Below are 14,116 nucleotides of genomic sequence, written 5' to 3' on the forward strand. Positions count from 1 at the left end.
GACGATGGCTCATTACCTGAGTTTGTTTGTGCGCGCGGTGTTTGTTGAAAACATGGCGCTCGCGTTTTTCCTCGGCATGTGTACGTTCCTTGCGGTGTCCAAAAAAGTGTCGACGGCATTTGGGCTGGGTATCGCGGTCACCGTGGTGCTTGGCTTATCTGTACCGATTAACAATCTGGTCTACAACTTTGTGCTGCGGGACGGCGCGCTGGTGGAAGGGGTTGACCTCAGCTTCCTGAACTTCATCACCTTTATTGGCGTGATTGCCGCGCTGGTGCAAATCCTGGAGATGATCCTCGATAAGTACTTCCCGTCGCTGTACAACGCGCTGGGGATCTTCCTGCCGCTGATCGCGGTGAACTGCGCCATCTTCGGCGGCGTCTCGTTTATGGTTCAGCGTGATTACAACTTCAGTGAATCTGTGGTGTACGGTTTCGGCTCCGGCATCGGGTGGATGCTGGCGATTGTCACCATGGCGGGGATCCGCGAAAAAATGAAATATGCCAACGTGCCTGCAGGCCTGCGTGGCTTAGGGATCACCTTTATCACCACCGGGCTGATGGCGCTGGGCTTCATGTCCTTCTCCGGTGTGCAGCTATAAGGGCTAACAGATGGAAATTATTCTTGGCGTGGTGATGTTCACGCTGATTGTACTGGTGCTGTCAGGGCTCATTCTGGCGGCGCGCGCGAAGCTGGTGAATTCCGGCGACGTGGTGATTGATATTAACGACGATCCGCAGAATCAGATCCGCACGCCTGCGGGAGATAAGCTGCTCAACACGCTGTCCGGTAACGGTATTTTTGTCTCCTCGGCCTGCGGCGGCGGCGGCTCCTGCGGGCAGTGCCGCGTGACGGTAAAAGAGGGTGGCGGCGATATTCTGCCCACCGAGCTGTCGCATATCACAAAGCGTGAGGCAAAAGAGGGCTGCCGTCTGGCCTGTCAGGTCGCAGTGCGTCAGAACATGAAGATTGAACTGCCGGAAGAGATTTTCGGCGTCAAAAAATGGGAATGTGAAGTTATCTCTAATGATAACAAAGCTACCTTTATCAAAGAGCTGAAGCTGCGGGTGCCGGAAGGGGAAGATGTCCCGTTCCGCGCCGGAGGATACATTCAGATTGAGTGCCCTGAGCATACCGTGGCGTATGCGGACTTTGACGTTCCGCAGGCGTACCGCGCCGACTGGGACAAATTCAATCTCTTCCGCTTTGTATCTGAGGTGAAAGAGCCGACGCTGCGCGCCTACTCGATGGCCAACTACCCGGAAGAGAAGGGTATTATTATGCTCAACGTGCGTATCGCCACGCCGCCACCGAATGTGCCGGATGCGCCGCCGGGCGTGATGTCATCATACATCTGGTCCCTGAAGCCGGGCGATAAGGTGACCATCTCCGGCCCGTTCGGTGAGTTCTTCGCGAAAGATACCGACGCGGAAATGGTCTTTATCGGCGGCGGTGCCGGCATGGCCCCGATGCGCTCGCACATCTTTGACCAGCTCAAGCGGATCGGCAGCAAGCGTAAAATCAGCTTCTGGTACGGGGCGCGTTCGCTGCGTGAGATGTTCTACGATGATGAGTTTGAACAGCTGGCGCGTGAAAACCCGAACTTTACCTTCCACGTGGCGCTCTCCGATCCGCAGCCGGAAGATAACTGGACGGGCTATACGGGGTTCATCCACAACGTGCTGTATGAAAACTACCTTAAACAGCACCCGGCTCCCGAGGACTGCGAGTTCTATATGTGTGGTCCGCCGATGATGAACGCCGCCGTGATTAAGATGCTGAAAGATCTCGGCGTCGAAGATGAGAACATCATGCTCGATGACTTTGGAGGCTGATGATGCTGACGTTTCTGGCAACCTTTGTGGTTTTTGTACTTGTCATCTTTGGCATGTCTTTAGGCTGGATCGTTAAGCGGAAAAGCATTCAGGGCAGCTGCGGCGGTATTTCCTCCATTGGCATGGAGAAGGTCTGCGACTGCCCGGAACCGTGCGACGCCCGCAAAAAACGCATGGCGCGCGAGCAGCAGCGCATTATTTAAGTTTTTGTAGGCCGGGTAAGGCAAAGCCGCCACCCGGCATTCTTACATCTGCTTCTCAATCCTCATTTGTTTACTGTATACTTATCCAGTGATGAGTGAGGGCTTACTATGCGCAAAATAATCCATGTTGATATGGACTGCTTTTTTGCCGCAGTGGAGATGCGAGACAACCCAGCGCTGCGGGATATTCCCATCGCCATTGGCGGCAGCCGCGTTCAGCGTGGCGTTATCAGCACCGCCAACTACCCTGCGCGCAAATTTGGCGTGCGTAGCGCCATGCCGACGGCGATGGCCTTAAAGCTTTGCCCTCATCTCACGCTTCTGCCCGGGCGGTTCGACGCCTATAAAGAGGCTTCCCTTCATATTCGGGAAATCTTCTCCCGCTATACCTCTTTGATAGAACCGCTGTCGCTGGACGAAGCCTATCTCGATGTGACCGACAGCGTGCACTGCCACGGCTCCGCCACGCTGATGGCGCAGGAGATCCGCCAGACGATTTTCAACGAGCTGAATCTGACGGCATCTGCAGGGGTCGCGCCCGTTAAATTCCTTGCCAAAATCGCTTCGGATTTAAATAAGCCCAACGGCCAGTACGTCATTACGCCGGAAGAGGTGCCTGCATTTTTAAAAACGCTGCCGCTTGGCAAAATCCCCGGCGTCGGGAAAGTCTCCGCCGCAAAGCTGGAAAGCATGGGATTACGCACCTGCGAAGACGTGCAGCGAAGCGACCTCGCCATGCTGCTCAAGCGCTTCGGGAAGTTTGGCCGCGTGCTGTGGGAGCGCAGCCAGGGGATTGACGATCGCGATGTGAACAGCGAACGGCTGCGGAAATCCGTCGGCGTCGAGCGAACCCTCATTGAAGATATTCATGACTGGTCCGAATGCGAAACCATTATCACGGAACAGCTTTATCCTGAGCTGGAACGACGCTTAAGCAAGGTAAAACCGGACCTGCTGATTGCCCGTCAGGGCATCAAGCTCAAATTCAACGATTTTCAGCAGACCACGCAGGAACACGTCTGGCCGCGTCTTAATAAAGACGATCTTATCGCGACGGCAAAAAAGGCATGGGAAGAGCGCAGGGGCGGGCGAGGGGTGAGGCTGGTGGGATTGCACGTCACGCTGCTGGATCCGCAGTTAGAGCGACAGCTGGTATTAGGATTGTAAAAAAGCCCGGTGCGCTACGCTTACCGGGCCTGGGTTTTTCACCCTATCCCTGTGGGAGAGGGTTGGGATGAGGGTATTACTTAACTGGGATCGCCTTCAGCAGTTCAGTCAGCAGCGTCCAGTAGTGACCGACGCTTTCGATATGAACCTGCTCATCCGGCGAGTGCGGGCCGGTAATGGTTGGCCCGATGGACACCATATCCATATCCGGATACGGTTTCTTGAACAGACCGCATTCCAGACCCGCGTGGATCACCTGAATGTTCGGCGTGCTGTTGAACAGACGCTGGTAGGTTTCACGCACCAGTGCCATCACCGGAGAGCTTGCATCCGGCTGCCAGCCCGGGTAGCTGCCTTTAGCGGAGGTTTTTGCGCCCGCCAGCGTACCCAGAGATTCCAGCATGCTCACCACATACTCTTTACCGCTGTCGATAAGGGAGCGGATCAGGCAGATGATCTCCGCGCTGTCGTCGCTCATGGTCACCACGCCCACGTTCAGTGAGGTTTCCACTACGCCTTTCGCCACGTCAGAGTTGCGGATTACGCCGTTTGGCGTCGCGTTCAGCAGCTGAACGAAGGTGTCACGAGACTGCACGGTCAGCGCGGCTTTATCCGTGGAGACGGATTCCAGCACCACGGTCAGGTTCTTCTCTTTCGCCGACAGTTCGTTTTTCAGGATATCCAGGTACACGGTGGAGAGTTTTTTCAGCTCGTCGGCTTTTGCCGCTGGAACCGCTACGGTGGCGAAGGCTTCGCGCGGGATCGCGTTGCGCAGGGTACCGCCGTTGAAGTCTACCAGACGCAGATCCAGCTCGGCCGCATGGCCTGCCAGGAAGCGTGCCAGCAGCTTGTTGGCGTTACCCAGACCCAGATGAATATCACCGCCGGAGTGGCCGCCTTTCAGCCCTTTCAGCGTCAGCTTGAAGGTCTGGAAACCGGCAGGAATCGCTTCGCGTGACAGCGGCAGGGTAGAGATGAAATCAATCCCGCCCGCGCAGCCCATGTAGATCTCGCCTTCTTCTTCGGAGTCGGTGTTGATCAGGATATCCGCCTGCAGCCAGTTCGCCTGCAGACCGAACGCCCCGTCCATGCCCGCTTCTTCGGTCATGGTCAGCAGCACTTCCAGTGGACCGTGCTCAACGCTGTCGTCAGCCAGCACGGCCAGCGCAGAGGCCATACCGATGCCGTTATCCGCACCCAGGGTGGTGCCGCGCGCTTTCACCCAGTCGCCGTCGATGTACGGCTGAATCGGGTCTTTGGTGAAGTCGTGAACGGTGTCGTTGTTCTTCTGTGGCACCATGTCCAGGTGCGCCTGCAGCACAACCGGTTTACGGTTTTCCATGCCTGCGGTGGCGGGTTTGCGGATCAGAATGTTGCCAACCTGGTCACGTTCCGCATGCAGACCTTTTTCCTTCGCCCAGCCCATAATATGTTCGGCAAGCTGTTCTTCATGGTAGGAAGGGTGTGGAATGGAGCAGATTTTGGCAAAAATATCCCACAGCGGCTGCGGAGATAGTTGAGACAGTTCAGACACGATAAGTCTCCTTGTCGAGGCGCTGCAAACAGGGTTGCAGGTCACAGGGTTAGCAGGTTAATAGTTACCACAAGTCAGGCTTGCGAGATGAAACTGAGAATACCACTTTCTCTGCTGGCTGGTAGCATAAAGCATGTAAAAACTCAGGCAGAGGGCGCTAAACACTGGTTTTTAGTGCGTCAGATCTCTATAATCTCGCGCAACCTATTTCCCCCTCGAACACTTTTTAAGCCGTATAAAAACAGGCTGGGACACTTCACATGAGCGAAAAATACGTCGTCACCTGGGACATGTTGCAGATTCACGCACGCAAACTGGCTGCGCGTCTGATGCCTTCCGAACAGTGGAAAGGCATTATTGCCGTCAGCCGTGGCGGTCTGGTACCGGGGGCGCTGCTGGCACGTGAGCTGGGTATTCGTCATGTCGATACCGTTTGCATCTCCAGCTATGACCATGACAACCAGCGCGAGCTGAAAGTGCTGAAACGCGCGGAAGGCGATGGTGAAGGCTTCATCGTTATTGATGACCTGGTGGATACCGGCGGTACCGCGGTGGCTATCCGTGAAATGTATCCGAAAGCACATTTCGTCACTATCTTCGCGAAGCCTGCTGGCCGCCCGCTGGTTGACGATTACGTGATTGATATTCCGCAGGATACCTGGATTGAACAGCCATGGGATATGGGCGTGGTCTTCGTACCGCCAATCTCGGGTCGTTAATCACGTTCCGCAATTAATTTAACGCCCGGTGATGCCGGGCGTTGTTTTTTTTAGTCTGGCGCGCGTTACAATAGTCTCTATACGACGTATTCATGGAGGCAATGCAATGACGCAGGCGAATCTCACCGAGACTCTCTTCAAACCCCGTTTCAAACACCCTGAAACGTCGACGCTGGTGCGTCGCTTCAATCCGGGTACTCAGCCTGCCGTCCAGTCTGCATTAGACGGTAAAAACGTGCCTCACTGGTATCGCATGATTAACCGCCTGATGTGGATCTGGCGCGGTATCGATCCCCGTGAAATCCTTGATGTGCAGGCACGTATCGTGATGAGTGAAGCCGAGCGTACCGACAGCGAACTCTATGATACGGTAGTGGGCTACCGTGGCGGAAACTGGATCTACGAGTGGTCTAAACAGGCGATGCTCTGGCAGCAAAAAGCCAGCCAGGAAGAGGATGCCACGCGCAGCGGCAAACACTGGCTGCATGCGGCCAACCTCTATGCCATTGCCGCCTACCCGCATTTAAAAGGCGATGAGCTGGCTGAACAGGCGCAGGCGCTGGCGAATCGCGCCTACGAAGAGGCGGCTCAACGCCTGCCGGGCCAGATGCGCGAGCTTGAGTTCGCTGTTCCGGGCGGGGCGCCCGTTACCGGGTTCCTGCATATGCCCGAAGGTGAAGGCCCGTTCCCGACCGTGCTGATGTGCGGCGGGCTGGACTCTCTGCAAATTGACTATTACAGCCTGTATGAGCGCTACTTCGCACCAAAAGGGATCGCGATGCTGACGCTGGATATGCCCTCAATTGGCTTCTCCTCCAAATGGAAACTGACTCAGGATTCCAGCCTGCTGCACCAGCATGCGCTAAAAGCGCTGGAAAACATTCCGTGGGTTGACCACACCCGCGTGGCGGCATTTGGCTTCCGCTTTGGCGCAAACGTCGCGGTGCGTCTGGCTTACCTTGAATCCTCCCGCCTGAAAGCAGTCGCCTGCCTTGGACCGGTCGTTCATGCCCTGCTCAGCGATCCCGCACGCCAGGGGAGCGTGCCCGAAATGTACCTTGATGTGCTGGCCAGCCGTCTTGGCATGCATGATGCATCAGACGAAGCGCTGCGCGTTGAGCTCAATCGCTACTCGTTAAAAACGCAAGGGTTGCTGGGACGTCGCTGCCCGACACCGATGCTGTCGGGGTTCTGGAAAAACGATCCGTTCAGTCCGGAAGAAGAGTCGCGCTTAATCACGTCGTCATCTGCGGATGGCAAATTGCTTGAGGTGCCGTTCAGCCCGGTCTATCAGAATTTCGATAAAGCTCTGAAGGAGATTACGCGCTGGATCGCTCAGAGATTGTGTTAATAGATTGCTAAATTTCGCTGGTTTGGTAAAACAGTGGCTTCACAAAAGGAGATCGCAATGACGTTACCGAGTGGACACCCGAAAAGTAGATTGATTAAGAAGTTCATGGCTCTTGGCCCGTATATTCGAGAAGAGCAGTGTGAAGAGAATCGCTTTTTTTTCGACTGCCTGGCTGTATGCGTCAACGTGAAGCCTGCACCCGAAAAACGTGAATTCTGGGGCTGGTGGATGGAAATGGAAGCAGAGGAAAAACGCTTTACGTATAGCTACCAGTTTGGCCTGTTTAATAAAGACGGTAACTGGCAGGCCACCACCATTAAAGATCAGGAAGTGATCGATCGCCTGGAATATACCCTGAAAGAGTTTCACGACAAAGCGAGCGCACTGCTGGCCACCCTGGACCTTAAGTTCGAGCCAGCGGATGATTTTTCCAGCGAAGCGGTGAAGCTGACCGCCTGATAGCGTCACAGCGCCGGGTGGCGGCTTCGCCTTACCCGGCCTACAAAATGCACTATCCCGTAGGCCCGGTAAGCGCAGCGCCACCGGGCAAAAAAAATCCCGGCTTATCTGCCGGGATTTTCTTATTCGGATAATCTTAGAACTGGTAGGTCATACCCAGGGCAACGATATCATCGCTGCTCACGCCCAGTTTATTATCGTCGTCAATCTGGTTAATTTTATAATCAACAAACGCGGACATATTTTTGTTGAAGTAATAGGTCGCGCCAACGTCAATATATTTCACCAGATCTTCGTCACCAATACCTTCGATATCTTTGCCTTTAGACTGGACATAACCCAGGGACGGACGCAGACCGAAGTCGAACTGATATTGTGCGACGACTTCAAAGTTCTGTGCCTTATTGGCAAATCCGCCAGAAATTGGCGTCATATTACGGGTTTCTGAATACATCGCTGCCAGATAAATATCGTTCGCGTCATATTTCAGACCGGTAGCCCAGGCTTCGGCTTTCTGCCCCTGACCACGCGCCAGCAGGTTCTGCGCGTTGGTGCGGTCAGAGTTAGTGTAAGCACCGCTGACGGCAAAATCGCTGCCGCCGAAGTCATAGCTCAGAGAGGTACCAAAACCGTCACCGTTCTGCTTCTTGGCGTCACGGTTTTCGTTTTTACCCTGGTACTGCAGGGTCATGTCCAGGCCGTCAACCGCGCCGAAGAAGTCGGTGTTGCGGTAGGTGGCAAGACCGGTCGCACGCTTGGTCATGAAGTTATCGGTCTGAGCGGAAGAGTCGCCGCCGAACTCAGGGAACATGTCGGTCCATGCTTCGACGTCATACAGCGCACCCAGGTTACGACCGTAATCCAGAGAACCAAAGTTTTTCAGCTTCAGGCCCGCGAACGCCAGGCGGGTTTTCTGAGAGGAGTCGCTCTCGGCTTTGTTACCCGCAAATTCAGATTCCCAACGACCATAGCCCGTCAGCTGATCGTTAATCTGGGTTTCGCCTTTAAAACCGAAACGAACGTAAGTCTGATCGCCATCTTTGGTGGCATCATCGCTGATGTAGTGCATGGCTTTCACTTTGCCGTACACGTCCAGCTTATTACCATCTTTATTATAAACTTCAGCTGCGTGAACGGATGCAGAAGCCACTACGCCCATAACCATTAATGCCAGAGTGCTCTTTTTCATTTTCGATCCTGTCTTATAAACGCGCTAAAAAATTCGCTGGACGATAAGCTCATGCTTAAGTCCCGTGAAAAAACAGGAAGGGTTTTATCGTTCTGGAATGAAACTTTTATGACAAACTAAGAATAATTTTAAAAAACTGTGATTTATTATTTCGGTAATAAAAGTGTCAAATTCTCCCGCTACGCTTCCTGATCCCGCGCAACAAAGTGTTTCGCGATGTGCTAAGGCAGTTGGCAACGGGGCTGACTCCTGCTAAAACGTTCGTTCGACATTACTTTCCCTTATCGTTGAACGGCAGAGAATCATGAGTGACAGCCAGACGCTGGTGGTAAAACTCGGTACCAGTGTTTTAACAGGCGGATCGCGCCGCCTAAATCGCGCCCACATTGTTGAGCTTGTACGTCAGTGCGCTCAGTTACATGCCGCAGGGCATCGTATTGTAATTGTGACCTCCGGGGCGATTGCCGCCGGGCGTGAACACCTGGGTTACCCCGAACTCCCCGCGACGATCGCCTCAAAACAGCTGCTGGCCGCCGTGGGACAAAGCCGACTCATTCAACTCTGGGAACAGCTGTTCTCTATCTATGGCATCCACGTCGGGCAGATGCTGCTGACGCGTGCGGATATGGAAGACAGAGAGCGCTTCCTGAACGCCCGCGATACCCTGCGCGCGCTGCTGGACAACAATATCGTTCCGGTCATTAATGAGAACGATGCCGTTGCTACCGCTGAAATCAAAGTGGGTGATAACGATAACCTCTCTGCGCTGGCCGCCATTCTGGCTGGCGCCGATAAATTACTGCTTCTGACCGATCAGCAGGGGCTGTTCACCGCCGATCCGCGCGCTAACCCGGAAGCCGAGTTGATTACCGACGTTCACGGTATCGACGATGCGCTGCGCGCCATCGCCGGTGACAGCGTGTCCGGCCTCGGAACGGGCGGCATGGGGACCAAGCTGCAGGCCGCCGACGTGGCGTGCCGCGCCGGTATCGACACCATCATTGCCGCGGGCAGCCGCCCTGGCGTGATTGGCGACGTGATGGAAGGCATCTCCGTTGGCACCCGCTTCCACGCCCAGGAATCTCCGCTGGAAAACCGTAAACGCTGGATATTTGGCGCGCCGCCTGCGGGCGAACTCGTCGTTGATGAAGGGGCGACCGCCGCGATTCTGGAACGAGGAAGTTCATTACTTCCTAAAGGAATTAAAAGCGTGACAGGCAACTTCTCCCGTGGTGAAGTGATCCGCATCCGTAACCTCGAAGGCCGCGACATCGCCCACGGCGTAAGCCGTTATAACAGCGATGCCCTGCGCCGCATCGCGGGTCACCATTCGCAGCAGATCGACGCCATTCTGGGCTATGAATATGGCCCGGTTGCCGTGCATCGCGATGACATGATTATTCGTTAAGGAGCCAGAACATGCTGGAACAAATGGGCGCCGCCGCGAAGGCCGCCTCTTATAAACTGGCGCTCCTTTCCAGCCGCGAGAAAAACCGCGTGCTGGAAAAAATCGCTGATTATCTGGAATCTCAGTCCCAGGAGATTTTGCTCGCCAACGAGCAGGATTTACTGGAAGCGCGTCGCAACGGTCTGAGCGAAGCGATGCTCGACCGCCTGGCATTGACCCCGGCCCGCCTGAAAGGCATCGCCGACGATGTTCGTCAGGTCTGCAATTTGGCCGATCCGGTAGGGCAGGTGATTGACGGTGGGTTGCTGGACAGCGGTTTGCGCCTGGAGCGCCGTCGCGTGCCGCTCGGCGTTATCGGCGTTATTTATGAAGCCCGTCCAAACGTGACGGTGGATGTCGCCTCCCTGTGCCTGAAAACCGGCAACGCCGCCATTCTGCGCGGTGGGAAAGAGACCTGGCGCACCAACGCCGCGACGGTGAAAGTCATTCAGCAGGCGCTGGAAGAGTGTGGCTTACCAGCGGGTGCCGTGCAGGCGATTGAGAGCCCGGACCGCGCGCTGGTCAACGAACTGCTGCGCATGGACAAATACATCGACATGCTGATCCCACGCGGCGGCGCGGGGCTGCACAAGCTGTGCCGCGAGCAGTCGACGATTCCGGTTATCACCGGCGGTATTGGCGTGTGTCATATCGTGGTAGACGACAGCGCTGAGATTGCTCCTGCGCTGAAGATTATCGTGAACGCGAAGACCCAGCGTCCAAGCACCTGTAACACCGTGGAAACGCTGCTGGTGCATCAGGACATTGCGAGCACCTTCCTGCCGGCCCTGAGCAAACAGATGGCAGAGAGCGGCGTGACGCTGCACGCTGACGCCAGTGCGCTCGCGCTGCTGCAGGATGGCCCGGCTAACGTCGTTCCCGTCAACGCGGAGCAGTACGACGACGAGTTCCTGTCACTGGATCTGAACGTGAAAATCGTGAGCGATCTTGACGACGCGATTGCGCACATCCGTGAGCATGGCACGCAGCATTCTGACGCCATCCTGACGCGTACGCTGCGCAATGCCGATCGCTTCGTGAACGAAGTGGATTCCTCTGCGGTGTATGTGAATGCCTCCACCCGCTTCACCGACGGCGGCCAGTTCGGCCTCGGCGCTGAGGTGGCGGTCAGCACGCAGAAACTGCACGCCCGCGGTCCGATGGGGCTGGAAGCGCTGACCACGTACAAGTGGATCGGCTTCGGCGACGATACGATTCGTGCGTAAATAATCACGGGTGATGCAAAAATAGCCGTTTGATTCAAAAGGGCATTGACGCATCACCCGGATAGATCTAACCTTTTGCCCCGTGGTTACACTCGTAACCGGCCTCTCAGGGCCGATATAGCTCAGTTGGTAGAGCAGCGCATTCGTAATGCGAAGGTCGTAGGTTCGACTCCTATTATCGGCACCAGTCATATCAAGTAATTACACAGCACTCCTACCTTCTTTACTTTTTGTGGAACAAATTTAGGACAGAAAATTTGGAAATCGAGTCAATTTGCAGTGTATGTTTGGTCAGATGTTATGGGGATAAATGGACCGATCTAAGAAATATTTAGATAGTCTCTCAAACATCCATTTTGTTATAACGAAAAAGCTATCCCAACCTGAAAAGCCAACTATCCCCTATATATTTGAGGTCTTGGAACCTGAATCTTCGCCTCCTGCTGGTGTGAATACGGCTAAGAGCCAAGCACAACTTCACTCCCTTTAAGATTCATTTCTTGTTAGAAATGCTTAATCGATAATTATTTTCAATTCAATCAATGCTTTAATTTTTGACGCATTTTGTTTTTAACCCATGCGATTTAGATGTATTATTTTAAGACTAATCCTCTTGCCATATTTTTCATAAACATCGGCCCGGTATATGTGAAAAGTTATTTTAAGGTTGCTTCTCATGGAGTTATGGATATTTTTAGCGGCGATTTATGTTGTTTATTTGTTGTTTTTCAAAAAGAAAAAGCATAGATCCACCGAGTCTCTTGTTTCAAGGACCGTCAAAGCACCGCCTAAAGAATGGATTGCTGACATCAAGAAAAAGGAGGCGGTTGTGCGAAACGATGATAGTGAAGACGATAACCTTGCAACTTTTACATTGAGCGGTGGCCGGGGTCTTGAACTTCAGGTGACAACCAATCATTACAGGAATACCTCAAAGTCAGCAGGTGCACTAGCTCGATGGGTACTTCCGGGTGAGATGATAACTGTAGCTGGTGTAGCAATTAGCGGTGGCCACATTTACGTGGGGCAACGTATGAAGCCCTCCGGTCAGGAATCAGGCGGCTATTATGACGATGGAAGTGAGGCATCATTAATTGATGACACATGTAAGATAAAACCTACTTCTTATCTTTACGAGGACAGTTCATTAGGATACTGGCCCAGTTTTTCCTCTCTTTCCCCAGAAGCACGCGGTGCGTATGTCAGTTGGCTTGCCAGCGATAGGTCTGATCCATCGTGTCCTATCGGCTATGTTTTTATCTACCTCTACGGCCTGGAAAGAAAAGCGCTCGTAGATTCAACTGACCCAAAATTCCCTGATGCTGAGTTCCGTAATCTGTTCAATGAAGTCGCTCGGTTAAGATCGGTATTCATTGAGAACCGCTCCTTCCGTGGATATTCGACCCAATTACTCGAAGCCATGTCTATTCTGCGCCCGAACATGGGCTTAGCCACTGAGCTCGATAGCAATTCAGGTTTCAGCAACAGCATGCAATTTAAGCTGGCTCTGGCAAAAACTGTACATGAAGGAGTTCCTGTATCAGCTGAACTGGCGTTGAACTGGGTAATAAACCACACCGAGTATTCGCTGCGTACCCCGGCTCGCCGCTGTGCTAAAGAGTTTGCTGCGCTTTTCAAACGGCGTTACACCCTCAAATATGGTGAAGGGATGGTCGTTAAGGCGAATAAAACGCGCCTAAGGTTAGATTACACACCAGCAAGTCCTAGTTTGCGAGGTGTTCGACTTCCTGTTCCCGACCTGCCTGATCCAAGAGCGTTGAAGAGCCCTGTCCAGAAAATTATGGCTCTTGCCGACATATGTACGGATGAACTTGATGCTTATAGTCGCTACCTTGGTAGGAAAGGTACGTCAGTCAATGATACGGCTGCAATTATGTTGCTCCCTTCAGAGATCATTAATGAAAGCGCAGAAAAAATATTAAGCTCATTCAAACGCTGGGCTGATGAGGCGATCCTCGTCAAGGAGGGGTTAGTCTCAGTTGCTGACTTTTGGGCACATATGAATGCCAGTTGCCCCAATAAGATCAATAAAAAAGAGGCCGATTTGATGCAGGCCTTTGCTCTGAAGATGGGTTACGGTCTGGCACCTGACCCGTATTATCACCATGTGAAGGCGGATGTTGATGGGACACTTGTTCTATTCCCTGCCGCCGAAGGTGGACGCTTCTCACCTTCTCCTGAATTTATCTCAGCCGTAATGACGCTCAGATTAGGGGCGATGGTCGCCTTGATTGACGATTCTCTTGATCAAGCTGAACAGAAAGTGCTTGAGAATACCATCAACAACAATCCTGGCTTCACCGATGATGAAAAACGCTCTCTACATGCGTATTTAACGTGGCAACTTCATACCCCAGCCAATATGACAGGAATGAAAAGCAGGATTGAGTTGATGGGGGCCGCGGAAAAAGCTGCTGTGGGTAAGGTTATCGTTAGTGTTGCCTGTTCGGATGGGACAATAGCGCCTGCCGAAATCAAACAGCTTGAGAAGATTTATTCAAGTTTGGGGCTGGATACCTCATCTGTCTCGAGCAATATCCATCAGCATTCCGCAATTGAACATGATCTCGTCTCGTCTGTACCAACTGATCAGACAGCAGCTGGGTTCACACTGGATGCTAATGTACTTGCCCGCCACGAATCTGCCACGGATGATGTTCGTAAATTGCTGAACACAATTTTCACTGAAGAAGAACCGGAAGAGCCAGAAAGCGCTCCAGCCTCATCAACGGAGGTGGGGGGCCTTGATTCCGCACATAGCCAGCTTTATCGCAGTTTGCTGGAGAAAGAACAGTGGTCCCGAAAAGAGGCGACAGAATTGTGCGGAAATTTGAATTTGATGCTCGGCGGTGCACTTGAGGTGATCAATGACTGGTCCTATGCGGTGGTTGATGCTCCGGTGCTGGACGATGCCGATGATGATATCTGGGTTGACCTGGAAATTGCCAAAGAATTAGAGGGATAG

12 protein-coding genes and 1 tRNA gene are annotated in these 14,116 nt (G+C 53.4%); 11 read left to right on the top strand and 2 right to left on the bottom strand.

All coding sequences use genetic code 11. The annotated features are described in order from the left end of the window. Positions 1-4 precede the first annotated feature (4 nt). The 4 genes from nqrE (at position 5) to dinB (ending at position 3,205) form a co-directional block, all read left to right on the top strand. Entirely contained in the window at positions 5-601 is a 597-nt protein-coding gene (gene nqrE / locus ACEPLT_RS04280) for an NADH:ubiquinone reductase (Na(+)-transporting) subunit E (protein ID WP_008500255.1), read from the top strand. Positions 602-611: 10 nt separating this feature from the next. Then, positions 612-1,835 (top strand): NADH:ubiquinone reductase (Na(+)-transporting) subunit F, encoded by a 1,224-nt coding sequence (gene nqrF / locus ACEPLT_RS04285; protein ID WP_232927819.1) that lies wholly within the window; start codon positions 612-614, stop codon positions 1,833-1,835. Beyond that, on the top strand, positions 1,835-2,038 hold the full coding sequence (gene nqrM, locus ACEPLT_RS04290; protein WP_023615899.1) for a (Na+)-NQR maturation NqrM: 204 nt from the start codon (positions 1,835-1,837) through the stop codon (positions 2,036-2,038). Before nqrF ends, nqrM begins: the two co-directional genes overlap by 1 nt. 108 nt (positions 2,039-2,146) lie before the next feature. Continuing rightward, the gene (gene dinB, locus ACEPLT_RS04295; RefSeq protein ID WP_008500252.1) at positions 2,147-3,205 is read left to right on the top strand and encodes a DNA polymerase IV; all 1,059 of its coding nucleotides are present in this window, start codon (positions 2,147-2,149) and stop codon (positions 3,203-3,205) included. Between the two features lie 76 nt (positions 3,206-3,281). Here the strand turns inward: dinB and pepD are convergent, their stop codons facing one another. Then, positions 3,282-4,739 carry a cytosol nonspecific dipeptidase gene (gene pepD / locus ACEPLT_RS04300; protein ID WP_023293206.1) on the bottom strand — a complete coding sequence of 486 codons (1,458 nt, stop codon included), beginning with the start codon at positions 4,737-4,739 and terminating at the stop codon, positions 3,282-3,284. 260 nt (positions 4,740-4,999) lie between these two features. On the opposite strand from pepD, the gene gpt reads away from it, so the two are divergent. The 3 genes from gpt to crl all read left to right on the top strand — a co-directional run bounded on the left by gpt (position 5,000) and on the right by crl (position 7,268). Continuing rightward, positions 5,000-5,458, top strand: a complete 459-nt coding sequence (gene gpt / locus ACEPLT_RS04305) for a xanthine phosphoribosyltransferase (RefSeq protein WP_003863205.1) — start codon at positions 5,000-5,002, stop codon at positions 5,456-5,458. Positions 5,459-5,564: 106 nt separating this feature from the next. Then, positions 5,565-6,809: an esterase FrsA gene (frsA, locus tag ACEPLT_RS04310; protein ID WP_008500250.1), complete on the top strand. Its 1,245-nt coding sequence runs from the start codon at positions 5,565-5,567 to the stop codon at positions 6,807-6,809. A gap of 57 nt (positions 6,810-6,866) precedes the next feature. Beyond that, the gene (crl, locus tag ACEPLT_RS04315; RefSeq protein ID WP_008500249.1) at positions 6,867-7,268 is read left to right on the top strand and encodes a sigma factor-binding protein Crl; all 402 of its coding nucleotides are present in this window, start codon (positions 6,867-6,869) and stop codon (positions 7,266-7,268) included. 136 nt (positions 7,269-7,404) lie between these two features. Here crl and phoE read toward each other — a convergent pair whose 3' ends face one another. Then, entirely contained in the window at positions 7,405-8,457 is a 1,053-nt protein-coding gene (gene phoE, locus ACEPLT_RS04320; protein ID WP_008501878.1) for a phosphoporin PhoE, read from the bottom strand. Between the two features lie 304 nt (positions 8,458-8,761). Here phoE and proB point away from each other — a divergent pair, with 304 nt between their 5' ends. From proB to ACEPLT_RS04340, 4 genes are all read left to right on the top strand, one after another. Continuing rightward, complete coding sequence (proB, locus tag ACEPLT_RS04325) at positions 8,762-9,865, top strand: glutamate 5-kinase (protein ID WP_021242883.1); 1,104 nt, start codon at positions 8,762-8,764, stop codon at positions 9,863-9,865. An 11-nt stretch (positions 9,866-9,876) separates the two neighbouring features. Beyond that, positions 9,877-11,130: a glutamate-5-semialdehyde dehydrogenase gene (proA, locus tag ACEPLT_RS04330; RefSeq protein ID WP_232927822.1), complete on the top strand. Its 1,254-nt coding sequence runs from the start codon at positions 9,877-9,879 to the stop codon at positions 11,128-11,130. A 111-nt stretch (positions 11,131-11,241) separates the two neighbouring features. After that, positions 11,242-11,317, top strand: a tRNA-Thr gene (locus tag ACEPLT_RS04335). A 489-nt stretch (positions 11,318-11,806) separates the two neighbouring features. Then, positions 11,807-14,116 carry a tellurite resistance TerB family protein gene (locus tag ACEPLT_RS04340; RefSeq protein ID WP_045416779.1) on the top strand — a complete coding sequence of 770 codons (2,310 nt, stop codon included), beginning with the start codon at positions 11,807-11,809 and terminating at the stop codon, positions 14,114-14,116.

It is taken from the genome of Enterobacter sp. fkY84-1 (genome assembly GCF_052974705.1).